Origin of the sequence: Burkholderia sp. 22088 (genome assembly GCF_052045915.1) — a bacterium.
In the GTDB taxonomy this organism is placed as follows: domain Bacteria; phylum Pseudomonadota; class Gammaproteobacteria; order Burkholderiales; family Burkholderiaceae; genus Burkholderia; species Burkholderia cepacia.
The window spans coordinates 128,371-151,679 of the sequence record NZ_JBQEPY010000015.1; the positions used below are offsets into that span (position 1 = coordinate 128,371).

The window sequence follows — 23,309 nt, forward strand, 5'->3', positions numbered from 1 at the left end:
ACGTGCCGCGATCAGCCGTGCGTCGATGCCATGTACGACGGCTGCGGCTGCGCAGGGCCGTCCCCTGCCGGCAGCTTCGAATGGCTCGCGTCTTCGATCAGCCTTCCGACGGTCGGATCGATCGCGTCGGTGAACGGCTTCGGATCGATGCCGACCGCCAGCACGACCAGTGCGAGCGACGCGAACATCACGATTTCGCGACGGTTCAGGTCGGCGAGCTTTGCGATCCGCTGGCTCGCGACCTTGCCGAACACGACGCGCTTGAGCATCCACAGCGTGTACGACGCGCTGAGGATCAGCGTCAGTGCCGCGATCGCGCCGATCCAGAAGTTGAAGCGGATCGCGCCCATGATGACCATGAACTCGCCGACGAAGCCCGACGTGCCCGGCAGGCCGACGTTGGCCATCGCGAACAGCACCGTGAAGGTCGCGAAACGCGGCATCACGCCCGCGACGCCGCCGTACGCGGCAATCTCGCGCTGCTTCGTGCGGTCGACGAGCACGTTCACGCACAACAGCATCGCGCCCGCGACGAAGCCGTACGACACGAGCTGCACGATCGCACCTTCGACGCCGATCCGGTTGAACAGGAACAGCCCGAGCGTGACGATCCCCATGTGCGCGACCGTCGAATACGCGAGCAGCTTGCCGAGATCGGTCTGGGCGAGCGCGATCAGGCTCGCATAGACGATCGCGAACAGCGACAGCGCGATCACGGCCGGCGCGAAGAAGTGGCTCGCGTCGGGTGTCACCGGCAGCGCGAAGCGCAGGAACCCGTAGCCGCCGAGCTTGAGCATCGCGAGCATCAGCGCCGCGCCCGTCGGGCCGTCGGTATAGACGTCGCTCAGCCACGTGTGGACCGGCCACATCGGCACCTTGACCGCGAAGGCGGCGAAGAAGCCGAGGAATACCAGCAACTGCGGAGCGAAGCCGAGCTGCAGCGTGCGCCACACGGCCATGTCGAACGTGTGCGACTGCGCGTACAGGTACAGCATCGCCATCAGCAGCAACAGCGAGCCGGCGAACGAGATGAAGAAGAACTTCACGGCTGCGTACACGCGGCGCTCGCGCCCCCATGTGCCGATCAGCAGGTAAAGCGGGATCAGCGTCGCCTCGAAGAAGATGAAGAACAGCAGCCCGTCCTGTGCGACGAACACGCCGACCATCAGCCCCGACAGGATCAGGAACGACGCGTAGTACTGCGCGACGCGCACCGTGACCGACTCCCACGACGCCACGACCACCACGAGCGTCGTGAACGCGGTCAGCACGACGAGCCACAGCGACGCACCGTCGATGCCGACCCGCCATCCGGAATTGAATGCCGCCAGCCAGTTGCGGCTCTCGACGAACTGCATCGCGGCCGAGTGCGCATCGAAACCGGCGACCAGCGGAACGACGGCCGCAAGCCCCACCAGCGCGCCGACGAGCGCGATCAGCCGCGTTCGACGTGGATGATGGTCGGAACCGGCGCGCAGCAGGCACGCGCCGAACAGGATCGGAGCCCAGATGGCCAGGCTCAGGAAGGGGAAATCATGCATGTCAACAGGGCCTTGATGAAGTCGCGCACTGCATCGGAGACAGGCGAGACGAAAGGAACGAAATCAAATCGACAGAAAGATTTCGTGAATCGCCAATGTTGGCAAAATGTAAAGCGGCATCACGGGAAAGCTTGACGCCGCTCAAACGCGATCGGGTTAACCAGCATAAGGCGATTGATTATTTTCTGCATCGCAGCAGAGCATTGATTTTCACAATCCACCTTATCTTGCTGATTTTTATGAGTAATTTTTTGTATTGATCGATCAGACAGATTGCAAAAATCGACGCAGCGCCGCATTTTTGACATCCGCCTGCCATTCCGGAGGGTCGGAACGAGCTGATTGGCACCAGACAAGACGGCGAGAATGCAGCGCTGATTTCTTACAAGATAACTTTCATTTTTATTTCATTTCGCCTTGCTCGACGCGGATCGAGTGATTGGCCGCGCCGCCCACCCTCCACGCTCCCGTGGGGGCGGACTAGAACAGCAAGCCGATACCCATCAACGTGCTTTACGTAGTCACCTTTCCGCTCGGCAAGGAGCCGGAGCAATTTGCGACGCCAACCGCTGTCAGGCGCCGATGGTCGGCGTGATGATGGTTGCCAAGCGCGCAGAATGCGCCGCAGAAACTGCAACCGCAGCGAAAGCGGCGAACGCCAACAGCGACGCTGCCCGTGAAAATACGATCGGAGACCATCGTGCATCCACCGCTGCTCAGCGGGCGCGCACCGCGAAAGATCGGGGGATGGACGCGAATCAGGCGAGCGAATCCGCGCAACAGAAGCTGCCGAACGTGTCCGCATCCTGCCCGGACACCAGGCTGATCGAGCAAACGCCGGTGGACTTCAATTCGCCGGTCTGCAAGCGCACGATCATCTTCGCTGGCAAACAGTGTGGTTACGCCGCGTCGTACCGGCCTGCGGACCATGATGTGCAAATCACGTTCGATTCGAGCGAAATCGACGGTTGAACCGAAGCGCGGCCCGAACAACCGGTCGCGCAACATCCGTGCTGTCGAAGTAAATATGGGGTCGCTTGCGCCAGCCGCCACCACAGCGGGCGGATGCGCACCCGCTACCTGCATGGCGCGTGTGTATTTTCAGTGCGCGCAGTGAATATTCCAACGCGCGCGGGTCATCCACCATCGCGGCAGGCTGTCGCGCCCTCACCTTACGCATCGCAGATATACATTCTTGACGCGGGCCGTGAATATTTCTTCCTGCGCGAGTACACAACCGCGCGATACACAGGACGACTGGCACGCCAAGCGGGCCAGCGCCCACAACATGCCGACGACGAAACCGTGACGTGTCGCCGCGGATCGACGCGATAGCCGAGGTATCGGAGTCTCGCCCACCACCTCCAGCGCTCAGGCAATCGCAGCACGAGCAAGTACCGCATCTTGCTCGGGTGTACCGCCGGACACGCCGAGGGCGCCGATCAGTTGGCCATCGCCATCCAAGAGAGGCACTCCTCCTCCCATCAGCAACAGCCCGCCTGCATGGATGTGGTCGAAGTGTGGAACTGGCTGGCCCGCCTGCCACGGGACATTGAGCGCTTCGCTCGGCGCCCGGAACATCACCGAAGCCCGGGCCTTTGCAATCGACAGTTCATTCGACGCAAGCCATGCCCCGTCCATCCGCGAGAAAGTGACCAGGTGCGCACCCGCATCCAGAATTGCAAACACGGCATTGAGTCCCGCGTCCTGGGCTGCGGCACGCCCCTGGGCCACGATCCGATCCGCCCGCTCCAACGTGAGCTCAGGCATTTTGCGTCCACTCCGTCTCTTGCCACTGCTTCGCAGCGTCAATCGTCGCAAAGGGGCGCATGGTTCGATACAAATGCGTATCGGCCGGAATGATCTCGACCATGGCGTCGATCATCTCCTTGGGGTCGGCCTGGTTCATCAGGCTGTCGCCGAAATCCGGCATCGGCACAACGGCGGAATCGGCGTCGTACCACTGTACGTAGCTCTCGGCGCCAGTGTCGTTGAATCCGGTACCGAAAACGCCCGGATTCACGGTCGCGACTTTGACGCCAAAGGGTTCGAGTTCCGCTTTCATCGACCCGGCGATGGCCTCGATCGCATGCTTGGTCGCGCAGTAGGCACCGACAAACGGGACAACCAGAATGCCCCCCATCGACGAGGTCCATACGACTTTTCCGGACCTGCGTGCCACCATCTTCGGCACGATCGCCTGTACCAGTTGAAGATGGCCGAAGACGTTGATTTCGAAGGACTCCCGAACGCGCTGCATCGGGATGTCGACGATCGATCCGCCTTCCATGACGCCGGCGTTCAGCACCAGGACATCGGGATCGAACGAGCCCGCGTGAGCGATGTCGATCGCGTCGAGCAGATTCAGCTTGATCACCTCGAGCACCACACCGGCCTCGGCTGCGTCCGCACGCAGGCTGCGAACCTGCGGCCACGTTTCGGCCGTCGCCACGACGTGGTGGCCAAGGCGTGCAAGTTCGATTGCCGCACCACGCCCAAAACCTGAGCTGGCACCCGTGATCAATATCTTTCGAGACATCTGGCGCTCCTTGACTGAAATAGTTGCACCCAGTGTAGGGAGCCCCTAGTATCAAAACAAGATCACCAATGCTTGATGAAACGATGAGAGTTACTCACCAATCAAGGAGCTTCGATTTTTTCTCTTTCACCGTGTTCCTGGCCGTTGCAACACGACGAAGCTTTCGCGCAGCAGCGACCGAACTCGAGATCACGCCGTCAGCGGTCAGTCATTCGGTAAAAGCGCTCGAGCGGCGTCTGGGCGTCCGGCTCCTGAATCGAACGACTCGCAGCACCTCGCTCACCGAGGCCGGCGAACGTCTGGCAGCCAAACTCCGGCCGGCGGTTTCGATCATTGACGAAGCGATGCGCGAAGTCGACGATCTCCGTCTGGCTCCCAGCGGAACCGTGCGCATCAATGCAAGCGAAGGCGCCATCCGCCTCATCCTGCGTCCCATCCTGGCAAGCTTCCTGAAGTCGTATCCGGACGTGCATCTCGACATCGTAAGCGACGGCCGCCTCGGTGACATCGTTGCAGCGGGATTCGACGCGGGCATCCGACTGGCCGAGGCCGTGCCGCAGGACATGGTGGCCGTTCCGATCATGGGCAACGTTCGTTTCGCAGCAGTCGCGTCGCCCGCGTATTTCGCTGCACATGGACGCCCCACTACGCCGCACGATCTTTATCGACACGACTGTATTCGCTTTCGCTTCGAGAGCGGCGCGATCTACCAGTGGGAATTCGAGCGACGCGGCGTGAGCGAGACCATCGATGTCTCGGGCCCGCTTACTTTGACGGACCAACCGCTGATGGTCGACGCCGCCATGGACGGCATAGCCATCGCTTTCGTCCCTGACCACCTCGTCGTCGAGGCCTTGCGTGACGGACGCCTCGAACGCGTTCTTGACGACTGGTGTCCGCCTTTTCCGGGACTATGCCTTTACTATCCCGGCCATCGCCATGTCTCGCAGGCTCTGCGCGCCCTGATTGCCTTTATCAAGGGCGAGCAGCTGCGCAGTTGAGTTTTTGCATGGCAAGGCCGGCTCGTATTCGCGCCAGTCGCACGATACCGCCGGGTTAGCTGCGAAGCGTCAATAGGTTGTATCGATGGTTCATCCGGACTGAGTCTGGAAGACTGGAAGCCGCCAAACACCCAACCTTCCGGGAACCCAGCCGAAGGAACTCACTTTCTCGAGTCGACTTGAGATGGTTCAGGAAATCATCGAGTCCGGCTCAAGCATGCCGCACGCGGACACGGATCGCCGCTTGACGAGTGATCACCCTTCACCGCGCGAATATTCTCTCGGCATCAGAACGACTGCGACCGGCGAACCGCTCGTTCATCGTGCTCATGCTCACAGGAAGCTTGTGAGTTGATTTGATAGTCAAAAAGAAAAAGCCCCGCAAGTCCGAGAACTTGCGGGGCTTTGTCACCGCTTTTGGCGGAGACGGAGGGATTCGAACCCTCGATCCAGGTTTTGGCCCAGATGCTCCCTTAGCAGGGGAGTGCCTTCGACCTCTCGGCCACGTCTCCCAAACTTTCGCTCGCACCAGGGAGGCAGTGCGACGAGAACGAAATAATATAGGGTTTCGAACCGCACGTCAATTTCCGTGATGCATTTTCTTCAATGCATCACGAAAAATTCACGATGCCTGGTCGAGTTCGAATGCCTTGTGCAACGCGCGGACGGCCAGCTCCATGTATTTCTCGTCGATCAGCACCGAAATCTTGATTTCGGACGTCGAGATCATCTGGATGTTGATGCCCTCTTCCGACAGCGTGCGGAACATCTTGCTCGCAACACCCACGTGCGAACGCATGCCGACACCGACCACCGACACCTTCGACACCTTCGGATCGCCCTGCACCTGCTCGGCGTTCACGTGGCCCTTCACCTGGTTGGTGAGGATGTCCATCGCCTTCTGGTAGTCGCCGCGGCCGACCGTGAACGTGAAGTCGGTCTTGCCCTGGACGCTCTGGTTCTGAATGATCATGTCGACGTCGACGTTCGCATCCGCGACCGGGCCGAGGATCTGATACGCGATGCCCGGCTTGTCGGGCACGCCCATCACAGCAATGCGTGCTTCGTCGCGCTGGAACGCGATGCCGGAAATGACTGCCTTTTCCATGGTCTCGTCTTCTTCAAAAGTAATCAGGGTGCCCGAGCGCATTTCTTCGTCGAGCGCAATCAGCGGATCGGTCAGGCTCGACAGCACGCGCGTCTTCACCTGGTATTTGCCGGCGAATTCGACCGAGCGGATCTGCAGGACCTTCGAGCCGAGGCTGGCCATTTCCAGCATTTCCTCGAACGTCACGCGATCGAGGCGTCGCGCCTCTTCGACGACGCGCGGGTCGGTCGTGTAGACGCCGTCGACGTCCGTGTAAATCAGGCACTCTTCGGCACCCAGCGCAGCCGCGACCGCCACCGCCGACGTATCCGAGCCGCCACGGCCCAGCGTCGTGATGTGGCCGTCCGGATCGACGCCCTGGAAGCCCGTGATGATCACGACCTTGCCTGCATTCAGATCGGCCTTCACGCGCTCGTCATCGATCGAGTGAATGCGCGCTTTCGTGAACGCGCTGTCCGTCTTGATCGGCACTTGCCAACCCGCGTAGCTCACGGCCTCGACGCCGATTTCCTGCAGCGCGATCGACAGCAGGCCGACGCTGACCTGCTCGCCGGTCGACGCGATCATGTCGAGCTCGCGCGGGCTCGGCTGGCTCGAAATCTCTTTCGCAAGACCGAGCAGACGGTTGGTTTCGCCGGACATCGCCGAAGGCACGACCACCATCTGGTGCCCGGCCTGATGCCATTTTGCGACGCGTTTCGCGACGTTCTTGATGCGCTCGACCGAGCCCATCGAAGTGCCGCCGTATTTGTGTACGATGAGTGCCATTGTCGTTCTGAACTGGAGGAGAAACCGCACGGGCGCGCTGGGCAGGCCGCGTAGCCGTTCGGTCACGCGGCTTGTGGCTGTGGACGGACGACGAGGGGGACGGCTGGGACGCAACACGCAAGCGTGACGGATTTTGCCCGGAAGGCCGATCAGGCCGCGCAAACCGGGTACGTCACGCGGAAAACCTGCACAAATCGCTCAAAAATCGAGCCGAGCAAACGACCGAGCGTACCCGATAGAGGCCCGCTTGACAAGCCGCTCGCCGCGTCCGGAGCCGTTCCGGCGCTGTTTACCAAATGGTGAAAATGCGCGCGCCATCGCGCTGCCGGAAGCCTGCCCGCCGTTACGCGATCAGCAGGTCGGGACGCCATTCGATCCGGCGCCAGGTGCCGTCGCCTGCCGCCTCGCTGCCGAACGCGCCGACATCGCGATTGATGCCGAGCCGCGGCACGTAGATCAGCCGCTCGCCCGCGAACAAGAGCGGCACGTCGCGCTGCCAGGCCGGCACGCCGCGCTCCTGGAACAGGTTCTTCAACGTGCGGCCCGGCCCGCCCGGCGACGTGCGCATCCGCTCGCCGCCCGCGCGGGCGCGCGCCACGAGCCGCGCGCCGCGCAGCAGCGCCTCCGGCACCGCATCGGCGCTTGCCGCGTCGACCGGCGCGAACACGAACGTGCCGCGCCATCCCGGCAGGTGCCAGACCTCCTGCCCGTCCCACGCGAGCGACGCGTCCGGATGGGGGGTGCCGGTGCCGTCGTCGGCCGGCTCGCTGCTGTCGCCCGCTTCCCAGTAGACGACATCGCGATAAAGCCGCAGGCATTGCCCCGCGTGATCGACGCGCAATGCATGGGCATCGTGTGCGGCACGCAACTGCCGCATCATGTTGGCGAGCCGGGCGGCCGACGCGCCCGGCAAACCGAGCCGGCGCATCCAGAAGCGCAGCAGGTTCGCGCCACGCGTATCGTCGAACGCAACCAGTGCATCGCGTGACAGCGCCTGCCCGTCATCGCGCGCGGCAACGGCGAAGTCGAGTTCAGCCAGATCGTCGAGCAGCCGCTGGGCGGCGGCCGCGTGCTGGGCCGCGCGGCCCAGCGCGTCGCGAAAGCCCGGAAAATGCACGGCCAGCGCCGGCAGCACGTCGATGCGCAGCGCATTGCGCGCGTAACGCGTGTCGTTGTTCGATTCGTCGTCGATCCATTCGAGCGCGCGCTGCGCCGCATAACGCTCGAGTTGCGCGCGCAGCAATCGCAGCAGCGGGCGCACGCGCTCGACGCTCACGCCGTCGGGGCGGTAACGCGGCGCCATCGCGGCAAGCCCCGCGATCCCCGCGCCGCGCAACAACTGCAGCAACACGGTCTCGGCCTGGTCGTCCGCATGCTGCGCAAGCCACAGCGCGGCCGCGCCGTGGCGTTCGCACATCTCGTCGAGCGCCGCATAGCGCCGCTCGCGCGCTGTCGCCTCGACACCGAGGCCGCTGTCGCGCGGGACGTCGACGCACATCGATTCGAATGCGACGCCGAGCCTGGCCGCGCTCGCCTCGGCATGCGCAACCCAGGCGTCGGCGTTCGCACTCAGCCCGTGGTGCACGTGCAGCGCGACGCAGCGCGACGCGCCCGCGACGCGCACGGCCGCATCGAGCAACACCGTCGAGTCGAGGCCGCCGCTGTACGCGATCGCGATGCGCGCATCGGGTGGCATGCCGGAAAGCGCAACGCCGACCGCGTCGAGGACGACGCGGTCGGCGGAGAATTCGGTCGGTGGGATCACGAGAGGAATGCGCGCGCAGCGGCGCGCGTATTGAACACGCGGCCGGTCATGCGCCCGGCGTGGTTTCCTTGAACTTGCCGTAGGCCATCAGGCGCTCGAAGCGGCGCTCGCGCAGCGCATCGATGCTCATGCCCTGGAACTGGCGCAGCGAATCGGCAAGCGCGCGGCGCAGCAGCGCAGCCATGCCCTTCGGATCGCGATGCGCGCCGCCGAGCGGTTCGTTGATGATCTTGTCGATCAGGCCGAGCGCCTTCAGGCGGTGCGCGGTCAGGCCGAGCGCTTCCGCGGCTTCCGGCGCCTTCGCTGCGCTCTTCCACAGGATCGACGCGCAGCCTTCCGGCGAGATCACCGAGTAGGTCGAGAACTGCAGCATCATCACGGTGTCGGCCACCGCAATCGCGAGCGCGCCGCCCGAACCGCCCTCGCCGATCACGGTCGTGATGATCGGCGTCTTCAGCTCGGCCATCACGTACAGGTTGCGGCCGATCGCCTCCGACTGGCCGCGCTCTTCCGCGCCGATGCCCGGGTACGCGCCCGGCGTGTCGACGAACGTGAAGATCGGCAGCCCGAACTTCTCGGCGAGACGCATCAGGCGCTCGGCCTTGCGATAGCCTTCCGGACGCGGCATCCCGAAGTTGCGCGCGGCGCGTTCCTTCGTGTCACGGCCCTTCTGGTGACCGATCACCATGCACGGATGGCCGCCGAAGCGCGCGAGACCGCCGACGATCGACAGGTCGTCCGCGAATGCGCGGTCGCCGTGCAGCTCGTGAAAATCGGTAAACAGTTCCGCAACGTAATCGAGCGTGTACGGGCGCTGCGGATGCCGCGCGATCTGCGAAACCTGCCACGGCGACAGGTTCGCGTAGAGGTCTTTCGTCAGTTGCTGGCTTTTCTTCGACAGCCGCTCGATTTCTTCCGAAATGTCGACAGCCGAGTCGTCCTGCACGAATCGCAGCTCTTCGATCTTGGCCTCGAGTTCGGCGATCGGCTGTTCGAAATCCAGAAACGTGGTCTTCATGTGTTCGAATCCTTGGGTCTTGCGGCAGCGCGTATTCTACCCGCGCGGGCGACGCTCAAAACCGACTCTCAACTATTGATGTTTAAAACCCGATAGCCGCCGCTCAGGCGTCGGCGTCGGGCGCATCGAGGCTGCGCCACATGTACCAGGTCGCAACGGTGCGCCACGGTTCCCAGTTGGCCGCGACTTCACGCGCCTCGCTGCGCGTGACGGGTTCCCCGCTGAAGTAATTGACGCTGATCGCGCGGATCAGGCCCGGGTCGTCGAGCGGCAGGACATCCGGCCGCGACAGGTTGAAGATCAGGAACATCTCGGCCGTCCAGCGGCTGATGCCGCGGATCTGCGTGAGTTCCGCGATCACGTCCTCGTCGTCCATCGACGTCCATTTGTCGACGTGCAGCGCGCCCGACACGAAATGCTGCGCGAGATCGAGGATGTATTCCGTCTTGCGCTTCGACAGCCCGCACGCGATCAGCTTGTCCGCGCCGAGCCGGATCACCGGTTGCGGCGCGAGTTTCGGACAGGCATCCCCGATGCGCGCCCACAGCGACTGCGCCGACGGCACCGAAATCTGCTGGCCGACGACCGAGCGCGCAAGCGTGACGAACGGGTCGCCGCGCTTCACGAGATGCGCGGGACCGAACTTCGGAATCAGTTTCTTCAGGATCCGGTCGCGCTTGACGAGGTCGGCGCATGCCTTGTCCCAGTAAGCAGGACGCACGACGACCTCCTCGCCGTCCGCTTCGGACGCACGGGCCTTGCGGGCCGCGTCGGCGGCCGGTTGCGCGGCCGCGGGCTGCGCATGACCGTTGAGCGCGCCGTTCGGCACGGCGCGCGTTGCGTCCGTCTTCACCGGCGGCACGCGCTTGGCTGCCGGACGCGCGGCGACCGGGGTCGCGCGCCTGACCGGCGCTTTTCTGGCCGTTGCCATCTTGCCTCCTACCTGACGGATCGGTCAGTGGAACGCACCGCGCTCATACGCGACGCCATTCGGTCGATCCGCCCGGTTTGTCTTCAAGTGCGATACCGGTCTCGAGCAGTTCCGCCCGGATCCGGTCCGCTTCGGCATAGTCCTTCGCTTGCTTCGCCGCGACGCGCGCGGCGATCTTCGCTTCGATCTCGTCGGCGGCGAGCCCGCCCGCCTGCGCGGCACCCGACGCCTGCTGCAGGAACGCGCGCGGTTCGCGGCCCAGCAGGCCGAGCAGCCCCGCCAGCTGTTTCAGTTGCCGCGCGAGCGATGCGTCGCGCGTGCGATTCACCTCGCCCGCCAGCTCGAACAACGTCGCCACCGCGACCGGCGTGTTGAAGTCGTCGTTCATCGCGGCCGCGAAACGCTGCGCGTGCGGCTCGTTCCAGTCGAGCGCGAGCGTGTCGGCATCGACGTCCTTCAGCGCGGTGTAGAGGCGCGTGAGCGACGCGCGCGCATCGTCGAGATGCACATCGCTGTAATTGAGAGGCGAACGGTAGTGCGTGCGCACGATGAAGAAACGCATGACTTCCGCGTCGTAGCGCTCGAGCACTTCGCGGATCGTGAAGAAGTTGCCGAGCGATTTCGACATCTTCTCGTTGTCGACCTGCACGAAGCCGTTGTGCATCCAGTAATTGACGAACGTCTGGCCGGTCGCGCCTTCGCTCTGCGCGATCTCGTTCTCGTGGTGCGGGAATTGCAGATCCTGCCCGCCGCCATGGATGTCGAAATGTTCGCCGAGCAGCGTGCAGCCCATCGCCGAGCACTCGATGTGCCAGCCCGGGCGGCCCATCCCGTACTTCGACGCCCACGACGCGCCTTCCGGATCTTCCGGCTTCGCCCGCTTCCACAGCACGAAGTCGAGCGGATCTTCCTTCGCGTCGTTCGCGGCGACGCGCTCGCCCGCGCGGAGATCGTCGAGCGACTTGCCCGACAGCTTTCCGTAGTTCGCGAACTTGCGCACCGAGTAATTGACGTCGCCGTCGGTCGCCTGATACGCATAACCGTTCGTCTCGAGCGTCTCGATCATGCCGAGCATCTGCGGAATGAACGCCGTCGCCCGCGGCTCGATGTCGGGCCGCTGGATGCCGAGCGCGCTTTCGTCGTCGTGCATCGCGCCGATGAACCGGTCGGTCAGCGACTTGATCGTCTCGCCGTTCTCGACCGCGCGGCGGATGATCTTGTCGTCGATGTCGGTGATGTTGCGCACATACGTGACCCGGTAACCGATCGCACGCAACCAGCGCTGGACGAGGTCGAACACGACCAGCATGCGCGCGTGGCCCACGTGACAATAGTCGTATACGGTGATTCCGCATACGTACATCCGCACTTCGCCGGGCTGGCGCGGCACGAAAACTTGCTTGTCACGCGCGAGCGTGTTGTAGATGCGCAGTGATTCCATAGAGATGAACCGTGAGCCGAAGGAAACCGCCCTGGCGAAGCTCGCCCAGCATGCGAAACGGACGGACCATCTGCTGCGGCACCAGGCCGAGCGTCCTCGATATCACATGGGGCGGTCAGGCTGCAAGCACAGCGGTGACGGCCACGAGAGGCTAAGAAAGACTGCCTGCGGCTCGCCGGAACGCGCAGACGTTTTGTTAGAATGGCTCGGAGTATAACATTCCGATTTACGCCTATGAAACCTCATCGCGGCCGCGCGCCGAGCGCTGCGACCCTCGTTGCGACCACCGTCATGGGCGTCGCGCTGACGCTGTTCGCGGCCCCGGCGGCGCATGCGCAGAAGGCCCCGGCCACCGCCGACGGCACCCCCGAAATCGACGCGTCGATCGCCGGCAAGCAGTGGAAGCAGGCGCTCGCGCAGCTCGACGCGCGCATCGCATCGAACCCGCACGACCTGCAGGCGCAGTTCAAGCGCGGCACCGTGCTGGCCCGCCTGAACCGCGACGACGACGCGATCCAGCAGTTCGTCGCGATCACGCAGGCGTACCCCGAACTGCCCGAGCCGTACAACAACCTTGCGGCGCTTTACGCGAAGCATGGCCGATACGACGAAGCGCGCACCGCGCTCGTCACGGCGACGCAAGCGAACCCGAGCTACTCGCTCGCATACGAGAACCTCGGCGATCTTTACCTGCGCCTCGCGGCCGAGTCGTACAAGCGTGCGCAATCGCTCGGCCGCACGAGCGGCGCGACCGCTCAGCGCCTCGCCGATCTCCAGAAGATCGTGTCGCCGCCGAAGACCGCGCCGAACGCCCGCGCGGCCTCACCGGCCACGCGCGACTACTCCGACCGCGCCGCCGCGAACGTGAGCACCACCACGCTGCCGATGTCGCCGACGTTCCAGTTCAGCGGTCCGTCGGGCGCACTGGCGGCGCCGTACGTCGCGCCGTCGCAATAAGCGGCGCGGCCTTCTTTCCCTCCCAACCTGAGGATCGCAATGAAACGTCTGTTGCTGGCGCTTGGCGGCGCCGCCCTTCTCGCGACCGCGACCGCACCTGCGTTCGCGCAATCGGCTACCGCGCACCCCGTCGTGCAGCTGAAGACCTCGCAGGGCGACATCCGCGTCGAGCTCTACCCGGAGAAGGCGCCGAAATCGGTCGCCAACTTCCTCGATTACGTGAAGGCCGGCCAGTACAACGGCACGATCTTCCATCGCGTGATCAAGGGCTTCATGATCCAGGGCGGCGGCTACAAGACCAACTTCGAGGAGAAGCCGACCCGCGCGCCGATCCCGCTGGAAAGCCGCAATGGTCTGAAGAACCTGACGGGCACGATCGCGATGGCACGCACGAGCGATCCGAACTCGGCCACCGCGCAGTTCTTCATCAACACGGTCGACAACAGCGGCCTCGACTACCCGAACCCGGACGGCAACGGTTATGCGGTGTTCGGCAAGGTCGTGTCGGGTCTCGACGTCGTGAAGAAGATCGAAGGCGTCGCGACGACCTCGCGCGGCCCGATGCAGGACGTGCCCGCACAACCGATCGTGATCGAATCGGCGAGCGTCGTCTCGAAGTAAGAACCTGCCGGCACGTCCGGCGCCTCACGCGGCCGCGTCGCACGACCGGCCGCGTGCCATTTAAACCGCCTCACCGAAGGAATTCATCATGGTTGAACTGCATACGAACCACGGCGTGATCAAGCTCGAGCTCGACGCCGCGAAGGCACCGAAGACGGTCGAAAACTTCCTGAACTACGTGAAGAAGGGCCACTACGACGGCACCGTGTTCCATCGCGTGATCAACGGCTTCATGATCCAGGGCGGCGGCTTCGAGCCGGGCCTGAAGCAAAAGCCGACCGACGCGCCGATCGACAACGAAGCGAACAACGGCCTGAAGAACGACAACTACACGATCGCGATGGCGCGCACGAACGATCCGCACTCGGCGACCGCCCAGTTCTTCATCAACGTGAACGACAACGACTTCCTGAACCACTCGTCGCCGACGCCGCAAGGCTGGGGCTACGCTGTGTTCGGCAAGGTTGTCGAAGGCCAGGACGTGGTCGACAAGATCAAGGGCGTCAAGACGGGCAACGCCGGTTTCCATCAGGACGTGCCGGCCGACGACGTCGTGATCGAAAAGGCCGTCGTGGTCTGACGCACAGCACGTAACGGAGGCACTTCGATGTTGCAGGAGAGTCCGCCGCGAAGCGTCTCCGCGGGCGTGCCGGGCGAGCGCGAATACGCGCAAGCCGCACGCCCGTTCCTGTTTCTCTCCGATCTGCACCTGAGCGAAGCGATTCCGAAGACGGTCGCCGCGTTCGAGCATTTCGTGAAATACACCGCCGACAGCGCCGACTCGGTGTTCATCCTCGGTGATCTGTTCGAATACTGGATCGGCGACGACATCCTCGACGACGATCCGTTCGCGGCCCGCATGGCCGCGCTGATGCACACGTTCTCGGAACGCGGAATTGCGCTCTACGTGATGCACGGCAACCGCGATTTCCTGCTCGGCCGGCGCTTCATGAAGGCAGCCGGTGCGATGCTGCTGCCCGACCCGTCGCTGATCATGGCGTTCGGCCAGCGCATCGTACTCGCGCACGGTGACGCGCAATGCACGGCCGATCGCGGCTACCAGCTGTTCCGCCGCTTCGCACGCAACCGCGTCGCGCAATGGCTGTTTCTCTCATGGCCGTTCCGCTGGCGCCGCGCGCTCGCGCACCGCATGCGCTCGAACAGCGAAGCGGGCCGGATGCGCCCTGCTTCGGCGATTTACGATGTCACGCGCGAAGGGGTGGCCGCCCTGTTCCGGAAAAGCCGCGCGAGCGTGATCATTCACGGCCACACGCACCGCCCCGCGCGCCACAGCGAGCCGGGCGGCATTCGCTGGGTGTTGCCCGACTGGGATCTCGACCACGGCAAGCCGCGCGGCGGTTACCTGCGTGTCGACGCGGAAGGCATCCACGCGATGCCGCTCGACTGACGCGGCCGCCGCCGTCGAACCGACCTGTCGCGACCGGCAGCGACCCGCATCGATCACATTACGCCTGGCGCTCGACCGTCTTGCCTTCCAGCACCGCCGACAGCCGGCGCAGATCGAGGCGCGCCGCGTCGGCGCCCTGCAGCGTTTCCAGATGCGTGCCGAGCCGCTCGAGCGCCGCGACGATCTCGTCGACGCGGCGGCTTTCCTTCGCAGCGTGATCGATCAACCCGTGAATGGCGAGCGACATCGGATCGTCGGCATTCGGCGTGATCCCGTACGCGGAAAACGCCGCGCGTTCGGGCTGCGGCTTCGGCTGCGCCGGCATCACGATGCGCGCCGGATTGCCGACCGCCGTGCCACCTGCCGGCACCGGCTTCACGACGACCGCGTTCGAACCGATCTTCGCACCCGCACCGACCGTGAAACCGCCGAGCACCTTCGCACCCGCGCCGACGATCACGCCGGCCTCGAGCGTCGGGTGGCGCTTCGCGCCGCGCGTGAGCGACGTGCCGCCCAGCGTCACGCCCTGATAGATCGTGCAGTCGTCGCCGATGATCGCCGTCTCGCCGATCACGACACCCATGCCGTGATCGATGAACACGCGCCGGCCGATCGTCGCGCCCGGGTGGATTTCAATGCCGGTCAGGAACCGGCCGGCCTGTGACGCGAAACGCGCGAGCCAGTAGCGCTTCGCGCGCCAGCATGCGTGCGCGAAACGATGCAGTACGAGCGCATGCAGCCCCGGATAGCAGGTCAGCACTTCCCATGCACTGCGAGCGGCGGGATCCCGCTCGCGAATCGTTGCAACGTCTTCGCGCAGTCTCGTGAACATGATGTGGTCTGGGAAAAAGCCGGCGCGCATCGCCGGCAATGACCGGCCGTTATCGCGCCGGGTAATTTAGTTATGACGTTCGGCGATTGTAGGGCGAGTCGCGCACGGCCGCACGAGCCCGCGTGTTCACCCCGCCGACGGCGCGGGTATTCGGCCGGAACGCTTGCTGGCATTGAGTTTGCGGGATGGCCGAACAGGCCGGGCGATTCGGCCCGGCGCTTCCGGCGGCCGGCGTAGCATCTGCCCGACAGGGAAACGGCCCCGCGCGCCGAGCCGTCCTGCGGCCCGTGCACTGTGCGCCGGCCGCTTACGCGTCGCCGCCCGGTTTGCCCGATTTCAGCAGGATGTGCTTCGCGATACCGCGCAGGATATTGACCTCCTCACGCTCGAGGCCCGTGCGCGCGAACAGGCGCCGCAACCGCGGCATCAGCTTCTTCGGGTTGCGCGGATCGAGGAAATCGAGTGCGATCAGCGCGTTCTCGAGGTGCACGTACATCCGCTCGATCTCGTCGCTCTGCGCGAGCGTGCCGGCTTCGGCCGGCGCTTGCGCCGACGGCTCGCTCGCCTGCTCGAGAAACGCGACGCGCAGCTCGTATGCGAGCACCTGCACGGCCTGTGCGAGATTCAGCGAACTGTAGGCCGGGTTCGCCGGGATGTGCGCGAGCGCGCTGCACTGCTCGACGTGCTCGTTCGCGAGGCCCGTGCGCTCGTTGCCGAACACGAGCGCGATGTCGCCCGTGCCGACCTGTGCGCACGCCTGCGTGGCGGCCGCGCGCGGCGCGAGACGCGGCGGCCCGTATTCGCGTGTACGCGCGGTCAGTGCGATCGACCAGTGCACGCCGGACAGCGCGTCGCCAAGCGTCGGCACGACATGCGCGGAGGCGAGGACGTCGTCCGCGCCGCTGGCCATCGCGATCGCCTCGGGATCGCTCTGGACGTGCGGCACACGCGGCGCGACCAGCACCAGACGCGAGAAACCCATCGTCTTCAGCGCGCGGGCGGCCGCCCCGACGTTGCCGGGATGGCTCGGCTCGACGAGCACGAAACGGGTGGACGTGAAGCCGCCGGACGGCGGCCGGGACGAGGCCGCGCCCGGCTCGGACGGCGCGGCGGTGATCTGCGGGGTTTCCACTACGATACGACTCGGTTCATCAGAATGGCAGTATGGTATCGCCATCGCCGCGGCAAACCCACTCGTCCGGATGGATAGTGGGGGTTTCCCCGTATTCCGGTCGCCTGAAACCGCCAAAAATCGGGTAAAATCATGCCTTTACGCGTCGCACTCCGTGCGGCGCGGGTCGTACCCCGTTCTTTGTCAATTCGCGTCTCACCTCGCCTGCCACGCTTGCGCCGTGCCGGGCGGTTGTTCCACTTCGTGGCGGCCCGTGCCGCCGGCTACAGGATCCAGGCTCATGCATCCCATGCTCAACATCGCTGTCAAGGCTGCGCGCCGCGCCGGACAGATCATCAACCGCGCGTCCCTCGATCTCGACCTGATCGAGATCCGCAAGAAGCAGCAGAACGACTTCGTCACCGAAGTGGACAAGGCCGCCGAAGACGCGATCATCGAGACGCTGAAGACCGCCTACCCCGACCACGCGATCCTCGCCGAGGAATCGGGCGAATCGGAGAACGAATCCGAATTCAAGTGGATCATCGATCCGCTCGACGGCACGACCAACTTCATCCACGGCTTCCCGTACTACTGCGTGTCGATTGCGCTCGAGCACAAGGGCGTCGTCACGCAGGCCGTCGTCTACGACCCGAACAAGAACGACCTGTTCACGGCCACGCGCGGCCGCGGTGCGTACCTGAACGACCGCCGCATCCGCGTCGGCCGCCGCGACCGCCTGTCGGACGCACTGGTCGGCACGGGCTTCCCGTTCCGCGAAAAGGACGGCCTCGATGCATACGCGCGCCTCTTCACCGAAATGACGCAAGCCTGCACCGGCCTGCGTCGTCCGGGCGCGGCAGCACTCGATCTCGCGAACGTCGCGGCCGGCCGCCTCGACGCGTTCTTCGAGCAAGGCATCAACGTGTGGGACATGGCAGCGGGCAGCCTGCTGATCACCGAGGCCGGCGGCCTCGTCGGCAACTACACGGGCGACGCCGATTTCCTGCATCGCCATGAAATCGTCGCGGCGAACCCGAAGATCTACGCGCAGATGATCCCGATCCTGAACCGTTACACCCGCGTACATCCGGCGGCGGAGTAAGCCCCGGCCGCGCCCGAGCGGCGCGGCTTTCGCGCACACCGCTCGCGGGCATCGTCACGACGGCGCACCGTTCGCCTCCCGGTTGCCGGGAGGCGGGAAAATCTTCCCGCACAAGGGTCGCTTCGTGCGCCTATCCTGAAGTTGCTTGAGTTTGTCGGGGCCGGTAGCGTACTGCCGCCCACACCGCCGTTCCCGCAACGACAATAAATGGTTTGCGTGCGGGTTTGCGCGCGGCACGCCCGCGCGGCGGACAACCCCGCCGGCCTGCCGGCCCCCGACCGTATCAACACCGCCACGACGCCGTGGCAATCGCATCCGAGTCCCCATGTTACGGCTAAGCGAAATTAAACTCCCCCTCGACCACCCCGAAAGCGCGCTCGAGGCCGCGATTCGCGCGCGCCTCGCGGAGCTTGGCGTGGCCGCGGACGAGCTCCTCCGTTACACCGTGTTCCGTCGTGCGCACGATGCGCGCAAGCGCGCCGACATCAAGCTCACGTATATCGTCGACGTCGAAGTCGCGGACGAAGCGGCCGCGATCAAGCGCCTCGCCGGCAAGCCGCATTGCGGCGTGACGCCCGACATGGCGTACCACTTCGTCACGAAGGCGCCCGAGCACGGCAATTTCCTGCGCCCGGTCGTGATCGGCATGGGGCCGTGCGGCCTGTTCGCTGGGCTGATCCTCGCGCAGATGGGTTTCCGTCCCATCATCCTCGAACGCGGCAAGGCCGTGCGCGAGCGCACCAAGGACACCTTCGGCCTGTGGCGCAAGAGCGTGCTCAACCCCGAATCCAACGTGCAGTTCGGCGAAGGCGGGGCCGGGACGTTTTCCGACGGCAAGCTGTACAGCCAGATCAAGGATCCCAACCACTATGGCCGCAAGGTGCTGGACGAATTCGTCAAGGCAGGCGCACCGGAAGACATCCTGTATCTGAGCCGACCGCATATCGGCACGTTCCGCCTCGTCAGCATGGTGGAAAAAATGCGTGCGTCCATCCACGAACTGGGTGGTGAAGTGCGTTTCGAAACGCGGGTCGACGACATCGAGATCGATCAGGGCAAGGTGCGCTCGCTGAAGCTCTCGAACGGAGAAACGCTGCGGTGCGACCACGTGGTGCTGGCCGTGGGCCACAGCGCGCGCGACACCTTCCAGATGCTGCACGATCGCGGCGTCTATATCGAAGCCAAACCGTTCTCGCTGGGTTTTCGCATCGAGCATCCGCAGGGGCTGATCGATCGCAGCCGCTTCGGCAAGTTCGCGGGCCACAAGCAGCTCGGCGCCGCCGACTACAAGGTGGTCCACCACTGCAGCAACGGCCGCGCCGTCTACAGCTTCTGCATGTGCCCTGGCGGCACCGTGGTCGCGGCGACCTCCGAGCCGGGCCGCGTGGTCACCAACGGCATGAGCCAGTATTCGCGGGCCGAGCGCAACGCGAACGCGGGTATCGTCGTCGGCATCACGCCGGACGATTATCCCGGCGGCCCGCTGGCGGGCATCGCGTTCCAGCGCAAATGGGAAGAGCGCGCGTTCGAACTCGGCGGCGGCGATTACCGCGCGCCGGGTCAACTGGTCGGCGATTTCATCGCAGGCCGACCGTCGACGTCGCTGGGCTCCGTGGAGCCGTCGTACAAGCCGGGCGTGAACCCGACCGATCTCAGCACCGCGCTGCCGGACTACGTGATCGAAGCGATCCGTGAAGCCCTGCCCCAGATCGACAAGAAGATCGCCGGCTTTGCGATGCACGATGCAGTGCTCACCGGTGTGGAGACGCGCACGTCGTCACCGATCCGGATTCGACGCAAGGACGATTACCAGAGCATGAACGTCGAAGGCCTGTATCCGGCCGGCGAAGGCGCCGGGTATGCAGGCGGCATTTATTCGGCGGCGATCGACGGCATCGAAGTTGCGCAGGCGGTGGCTCTCAGCCTCACATCAGGACACACGTCCTGACACGCAGGACAGAGTCGGCGTGCGAAGGTCCGTGACCCGAGTACGCCGACTTTTGCACGTTCGCCGTGCCAGTCTGTTTCACCGGCGCACCACCACGGCGCGCTTTGGGCACGCCCGTCAAAACACACCGGGAATCAGCCGGTACCGAACCTTCGTCTTGTACGCACGATAATCGGCGTCTTCCGACAGCATCCGCTCTTCCAAACTGATTCGCCCGATCTGCAACAGCATCCAGATGCCGATCGCGAGCAGGTTTCGCGTACTGAAGTTTGCGAGCAGGAAACCGATTTCGGACAACAGATAACCGGCATAGATCGGGTGGCGCATGAACCGGTACGCTCCGGTCGAAACGACGCCGCGATTCGCCGGCAGCAAGCCGAACGAGCGCCCGAGCGACCGTTTCGCGAACAGTTGCCACGCAATCCCGCATATTTGCCAGGCGCCCCCTGCCCACTCCGGGATCAGTTGGGTACTGGCAGTCAGCTGATAGGTCAGGCAGTAGAACGAACCGCCCAGGGACAAGCACACTGCAACGGGATGCCAGTCGCGCCGTTTCGGCAATTTGGCAAAAGCCGACATGCAGACGGTCAGTACCGCGGATACCAGCAGCAGGACCAGCGTAATCCGGCTCGGGTCCAATCGCCACGGTATATAAATCAGATAGGCAAATACGCCCAGCACGGTCACTGACAACACGCGAGCACCAAGCTCGATCAGATTGATCCGCTCCGACTCGTCCGCGACCGTTGTAACGTGCGGCACCAGGGTACTTTGCGCGCACGCGCCCCCCGCATCCTGTATGGCCTGCTTCATGTTTGTGCCCCGAACTTACTGCGTTTTTATATATATTGCCGTTTCAGACTAGCACGCTCCATTCATTGAAACTTGCCTAAGTTTCAGTTTTACGAGGTTGATTGGTGTAAGTCCCGAGAGCGTGGGCAAATATAAAGACCGAGTAACTGGATTACGCGGTCTGCCAAACGTTTCACAGTTTGTAGCGCTGTCCGGACGGACGAAATCGTCTGCGGTCGATGATAATGAGTGGCTAGTCTCCCAGGCGATAAAGGGGCGGAATGAGAGCCGCGGATCGGGCCGCCATGCTCGAAACCGACCGGCGGCGCCGCGCCGCCGGGTTCTAAGCCGCGCACGCCGCCTGACGTCCAAACACACGCGCTGATATGCGGGACGCCGTCAGCACGCAAGGGTTCGCCGATCACCCGCAACTGGCCAAACGGCGAACTTCGCGCTTGCACATGGAAGCCACTGGTAAACTCGGGCAACCCAAGCAACAACTTCATGCCTGACCTATGACCACGCTGTCGCCCGAAGCCTTCGCCGGCCACACCCCGATGATGCAGCAGTACCTGCGCCTTGTCTGACAAGGCTTCCGATCGAAAGCTACGCCAAAACCTACGCCGGCGCTTTTGTCGCTCGGCCGTTAGACATCGAAACTAATCGATGATGAACGTTCGCCATCGCCTCTGCGCCGCCGACAACTGGCCGAATTCCTCCTTACGAAGCAGCTTCGAGGCAATCACTTCGACGGATCAAGACCCTTACCGCGCGCAAGAGGTGATGGTTTATCGTCGGAATCAGTGTTGCCGGAATCTCATAAGGGCCGGCGGTCCGGAAATCGGCTGCGTGCATGATGTGAACCAACCCGACGTTGAACTGAACGAACGCTTCAATGGTCTGGTCGTTCCGCATGGCCGCTTTCATTGCATCCTCGTCGAACCAACGCGACGAGTATAGTGTGAACGTCGGTGCGTCGACCGGCGGAAGCGCCCGGAAACCCGCATGGACAAGCCAGTCGAATTGCGCCCGGTTCACCTTGACGATACTGGACGCGCCGTAAAGGCCGGTACCGCTGCGCTCGAGATGGTCGATCCACCAGTCGTTTTGCCATCGCTCGTAACCGAGCAACGCACCCTCTAGGCGCTCCATGTTCTCGCAGCCGTCGCCTTGCCGGTTGAGATTCTGACGGAAAAATTCCAGAGCCGGGATGCGCCACTCCTCGCCTTTGAGCGTATACAGAATTTGCCCAATTCGACGCGCGGGAAGACCTGGACGGGCCGGTGCGTCATGGATGATTTCGTGCGAGTGCAAGACGCCTTGAGCCACATACTCGTCGAAGCGAGCCTTCAGTATGACCGACGGCCACCATTCGCTGTTGAATTCGATGAACCCGAATGGTTTGCGCCCTTGCACCATCAAAGCCAGTTCGTAACCTGTATGGACAAGGTAAGGGATACGAACACCAGTATCGACATACTTCGAGATGACGGCATCACGCGAACCATGGTCAAACTCGATCGCAAAGGTGTCGCATACGGCGGCGACCTGTGTCGGCGATAGAAGATAGCAGTCGTCGAGGTCCGCATCCTCTGGTGCGTCCGGGTCGACCAGTCGCCGCAGCGCATCAAGGTGGTCGGTTTCGAATCGAACCTCAAGGCACGGGTACAGAAGATCCGGATCGATCGCCGACAGAATGAACGCGGTTCTCGGATATCTCATGGCAATTTCCGGTGCGTCAGTTCGAAGACTTCGACATACGCCAAATCCTTTGAGCAATGCGAGACTGCCATGCCGTTGCACGACGCGCGTGCAGATTGTCGACGATCTGCTGGACGATGTCGAATGGCTAGTCTTTGTTACCGTTATGCGCGAGTCGGGGCGCTAAAGCCGGGTGATAACGATCGCTACCGTTCTCCAACACCAGCAACTGGCCAAACGGCGAACTTCGCCCAAGCGCATCCGGCCCGCTGGTAAACTCGGGCAGCCAAAGCAACTTTTCCCGGTCACATGAGCACGCAACCCACCGCAGCACCTGCTACCGCCACTCCAATGATGCAGCAGTACCTTCACCTTATCTGATAACGCCTGCCGCACAAACCTACGCTGATAGCTACGCCACCCTTTCCCGGAGAAAATTGGCGCCCATCACGATAGCGAGCGTGCTTTAATTGAACGTGGGAGCGGTGCAATACCGATCGCGTTGCAATCCGCAGACTATTGAGTCATGTGCCAAGAGACGTTTCAGCGAGCGGATAAATTCTTGAGAGGCTGACTCACATGCCTTGCCAAGCTTGCATGCGAATGTGCACGATCCCGACTCAGGTCGCACACGACGAACTGGTGGAATTGCACAAGCCCAAAAAGTTGCGCCCACTAGGACGGCCCACAATAGTCGTCCGACAGTATCACTGCCGTCAGTG

General features: G+C 63.8%; 20 protein-coding genes and 1 tRNA gene. 8 read left to right on the forward strand and 13 right to left on the reverse strand.

Going from position 1 to position 23,309, the window contains the following annotated elements; genetic code table 11:
• Positions 1-11 precede the first annotated feature (11 nt).
• Positions 12-1,541, reverse strand: coding sequence for a complex I subunit 4 family protein (locus ACTJLD_RS27175; protein ID WP_119337749.1), 1,530 nt, complete (start codon positions 1,539-1,541; stop codon positions 12-14).
• Between the two features lie 594 nt (positions 1,542-2,135).
• On the opposite strand from ACTJLD_RS27175, the gene ACTJLD_RS27180 reads away from it, so the two are divergent.
• The gene (locus ACTJLD_RS27180) at positions 2,136-2,513 is read left to right on the forward strand and encodes a hypothetical protein (RefSeq protein ID WP_334045542.1); all 378 of its coding nucleotides are present in this window, start codon (positions 2,136-2,138) and stop codon (positions 2,511-2,513) included.
• Positions 2,514-2,912: 399 nt separating this feature from the next.
• Here ACTJLD_RS27180 and ACTJLD_RS27185 read toward each other — a convergent pair whose 3' ends face one another.
• Entirely contained in the window at positions 2,913-3,311 is a 399-nt protein-coding gene (locus tag ACTJLD_RS27185; RefSeq protein WP_027787053.1) for a GlcG/HbpS family heme-binding protein, read from the reverse strand.
• On the reverse strand, positions 3,304-4,080 hold the full coding sequence (locus tag ACTJLD_RS27190) for an SDR family oxidoreductase (RefSeq protein ID WP_060311907.1): 777 nt from the start codon (positions 4,078-4,080) through the stop codon (positions 3,304-3,306). Before ACTJLD_RS27190 ends, ACTJLD_RS27185 begins: the two co-directional genes overlap by 8 nt.
• 68 nt (positions 4,081-4,148) lie before the next feature.
• On the opposite strand from ACTJLD_RS27190, the gene ACTJLD_RS27195 reads away from it, so the two are divergent.
• Positions 4,149-5,081: a LysR family transcriptional regulator gene (locus ACTJLD_RS27195; RefSeq protein ID WP_440659998.1), complete on the forward strand. Its 933-nt coding sequence runs from the start codon at positions 4,149-4,151 to the stop codon at positions 5,079-5,081.
• Positions 5,082-5,499: 418 nt separating this feature from the next.
• Here the strand turns inward: ACTJLD_RS27195 and ACTJLD_RS27200 are convergent.
• The 6 genes from ACTJLD_RS27200 to cysS all read right to left on the reverse strand — a co-directional run bounded on the left by ACTJLD_RS27200 (position 5,500) and on the right by cysS (position 12,112).
• Positions 5,500-5,593: transfer RNA gene (locus ACTJLD_RS27200), tRNA-Ser, on the reverse strand.
• 110 nt (positions 5,594-5,703) lie between these two features.
• The gene (locus tag ACTJLD_RS27205; RefSeq protein ID WP_027787050.1) at positions 5,704-6,957 is read right to left on the reverse strand and encodes an aspartate kinase; all 1,254 of its coding nucleotides are present in this window, start codon (positions 6,955-6,957) and stop codon (positions 5,704-5,706) included.
• Positions 6,958-7,300: 343 nt separating this feature from the next.
• The gene (gene tilS, locus ACTJLD_RS27210) at positions 7,301-8,722 is read right to left on the reverse strand and encodes a tRNA lysidine(34) synthetase TilS (protein WP_440660000.1); all 1,422 of its coding nucleotides are present in this window, start codon (positions 8,720-8,722) and stop codon (positions 7,301-7,303) included.
• 46 nt (positions 8,723-8,768) lie between these two features.
• Positions 8,769-9,740, reverse strand: a complete 972-nt coding sequence (locus tag ACTJLD_RS27215; RefSeq protein ID WP_006478433.1) for an acetyl-CoA carboxylase carboxyltransferase subunit alpha — start codon at positions 9,738-9,740, stop codon at positions 8,769-8,771.
• Between the two features lie 103 nt (positions 9,741-9,843).
• Entirely contained in the window at positions 9,844-10,671 is an 828-nt protein-coding gene (locus ACTJLD_RS27220; protein ID WP_059493276.1) for a DNA-3-methyladenine glycosylase family protein, read from the reverse strand.
• A 43-nt stretch (positions 10,672-10,714) separates the two neighbouring features.
• The gene (gene cysS, locus ACTJLD_RS27225) at positions 10,715-12,112 is read right to left on the reverse strand and encodes a cysteine--tRNA ligase (protein WP_021162658.1); all 1,398 of its coding nucleotides are present in this window, start codon (positions 12,110-12,112) and stop codon (positions 10,715-10,717) included.
• Positions 12,113-12,346: 234 nt separating this feature from the next.
• Here cysS and ACTJLD_RS27230 point away from each other — a divergent pair, with 234 nt between their 5' ends.
• From ACTJLD_RS27230 to ACTJLD_RS27245, 4 genes are all read left to right on the forward strand, one after another.
• Positions 12,347-13,069, forward strand: coding sequence for a tetratricopeptide repeat protein (locus ACTJLD_RS27230; protein ID WP_027787046.1), 723 nt, complete (start codon positions 12,347-12,349; stop codon positions 13,067-13,069).
• A gap of 39 nt (positions 13,070-13,108) precedes the next feature.
• The gene (locus ACTJLD_RS27235; RefSeq protein WP_021162660.1) at positions 13,109-13,690 is read left to right on the forward strand and encodes a peptidylprolyl isomerase; all 582 of its coding nucleotides are present in this window, start codon (positions 13,109-13,111) and stop codon (positions 13,688-13,690) included.
• Positions 13,691-13,778: 88 nt separating this feature from the next.
• A complete protein-coding gene (locus ACTJLD_RS27240; protein WP_006751616.1) occupies positions 13,779-14,270 on the forward strand; it encodes a peptidylprolyl isomerase in 492 nt (163 codons plus the stop codon).
• Between the two features lie 27 nt (positions 14,271-14,297).
• Positions 14,298-15,098: a UDP-2,3-diacylglucosamine diphosphatase gene (locus ACTJLD_RS27245; RefSeq protein WP_060084342.1), complete on the forward strand. Its 801-nt coding sequence runs from the start codon at positions 14,298-14,300 to the stop codon at positions 15,096-15,098.
• A gap of 58 nt (positions 15,099-15,156) precedes the next feature.
• Here the strand turns inward: ACTJLD_RS27245 and cysE are convergent, their stop codons facing one another.
• Positions 15,157-15,930 carry a serine O-acetyltransferase gene (gene cysE, locus ACTJLD_RS27250; protein ID WP_021162662.1) on the reverse strand — a complete coding sequence of 258 codons (774 nt, stop codon included), beginning with the start codon at positions 15,928-15,930 and terminating at the stop codon, positions 15,157-15,159.
• Positions 15,931-16,237: 307 nt separating this feature from the next.
• Positions 16,238-17,062 (reverse strand): RNA methyltransferase, encoded by an 825-nt coding sequence (locus ACTJLD_RS27255; protein ID WP_021162663.1) that lies wholly within the window; start codon positions 17,060-17,062, stop codon positions 16,238-16,240.
• A gap of 280 nt (positions 17,063-17,342) precedes the next feature.
• Between ACTJLD_RS27255 and ACTJLD_RS27260 the strand changes: the two genes are divergently transcribed.
• Complete coding sequence (locus ACTJLD_RS27260; protein WP_021162664.1) at positions 17,343-18,146, forward strand: inositol monophosphatase family protein; 804 nt, start codon at positions 17,343-17,345, stop codon at positions 18,144-18,146.
• A gap of 325 nt (positions 18,147-18,471) precedes the next feature.
• Positions 18,472-20,094, forward strand: a complete 1,623-nt coding sequence (locus tag ACTJLD_RS27265; protein WP_059589645.1) for an NAD(P)/FAD-dependent oxidoreductase — start codon at positions 18,472-18,474, stop codon at positions 20,092-20,094.
• A gap of 117 nt (positions 20,095-20,211) precedes the next feature.
• Here ACTJLD_RS27265 and ACTJLD_RS27270 read toward each other — a convergent pair whose 3' ends face one another.
• Positions 20,212-20,907, reverse strand: coding sequence for a methyltransferase family protein (locus ACTJLD_RS27270; protein ID WP_440660006.1), 696 nt, complete (start codon positions 20,905-20,907; stop codon positions 20,212-20,214).
• A gap of 699 nt (positions 20,908-21,606) precedes the next feature.
• Positions 21,607-22,608 (reverse strand): hypothetical protein, encoded by a 1,002-nt coding sequence (locus ACTJLD_RS27275; protein ID WP_440660008.1) that lies wholly within the window; start codon positions 22,606-22,608, stop codon positions 21,607-21,609.
• Between the last annotated feature and the right edge of the window lie 701 nt (positions 22,609-23,309).

Coding starts and splice junctions, on each gene's coding strand:
- ACTJLD_RS27185 (WP_027787053.1), bottom strand. CDS start 3,311: ATGCCTGAGCTCACGTTGGAGCGGGCGGATCGGATCGTGGCCCAGGGG.
- ACTJLD_RS27245 (WP_060084342.1), top strand. CDS start 14,298: ATGTTGCAGGAGAGTCCGCCGCGAAGCGTCTCCGCGGGCGTGCCGGGC.
- ACTJLD_RS27190 (WP_060311907.1), bottom strand. CDS start 4,080: ATGTCTCGAAAGATATTGATCACGGGTGCCAGCTCAGGTTTTGGGCGT.
- cysE (WP_021162662.1), bottom strand. CDS start 15,930: ATGTTCACGAGACTGCGCGAAGACGTTGCAACGATTCGCGAGCGGGAT.
- ACTJLD_RS27230 (WP_027787046.1), top strand. CDS start 12,347: ATGAAACCTCATCGCGGCCGCGCGCCGAGCGCTGCGACCCTCGTTGCG.
- cysS (WP_021162658.1), bottom strand. CDS start 12,112: ATGGAATCACTGCGCATCTACAACACGCTCGCGCGTGACAAGCAAGTT.
- ACTJLD_RS27240 (WP_006751616.1), top strand. CDS start 13,779: ATGGTTGAACTGCATACGAACCACGGCGTGATCAAGCTCGAGCTCGAC.
- ACTJLD_RS27205 (WP_027787050.1), bottom strand. CDS start 6,957: ATGGCACTCATCGTACACAAATACGGCGGCACTTCGATGGGCTCGGTC.
- ACTJLD_RS27220 (WP_059493276.1), bottom strand. CDS start 10,671: ATGGCAACGGCCAGAAAAGCGCCGGTCAGGCGCGCGACCCCGGTCGCC.
- ACTJLD_RS27260 (WP_021162664.1), top strand. CDS start 17,343: ATGCATCCCATGCTCAACATCGCTGTCAAGGCTGCGCGCCGCGCCGGA.
- ACTJLD_RS27275 (WP_440660008.1), bottom strand. CDS start 22,608: ATGAGATATCCGAGAACCGCGTTCATTCTGTCGGCGATCGATCCGGAT.
- ACTJLD_RS27195 (WP_440659998.1), top strand. CDS start 4,149: ATGCTTGATGAAACGATGAGAGTTACTCACCAATCAAGGAGCTTCGAT.
- ACTJLD_RS27175 (WP_119337749.1), bottom strand. CDS start 1,541: ATGCATGATTTCCCCTTCCTGAGCCTGGCCATCTGGGCTCCGATCCTG.
- ACTJLD_RS27235 (WP_021162660.1), top strand. CDS start 13,109: ATGAAACGTCTGTTGCTGGCGCTTGGCGGCGCCGCCCTTCTCGCGACC.
- ACTJLD_RS27215 (WP_006478433.1), bottom strand. CDS start 9,740: ATGAAGACCACGTTTCTGGATTTCGAACAGCCGATCGCCGAACTCGAG.
- ACTJLD_RS27265 (WP_059589645.1), top strand. CDS start 18,472: ATGTTACGGCTAAGCGAAATTAAACTCCCCCTCGACCACCCCGAAAGC.
- ACTJLD_RS27270 (WP_440660006.1), bottom strand. CDS start 20,907: ATGAAGCAGGCCATACAGGATGCGGGGGGCGCGTGCGCGCAAAGTACC.
- ACTJLD_RS27180 (WP_334045542.1), top strand. CDS start 2,136: ATGATGGTTGCCAAGCGCGCAGAATGCGCCGCAGAAACTGCAACCGCA.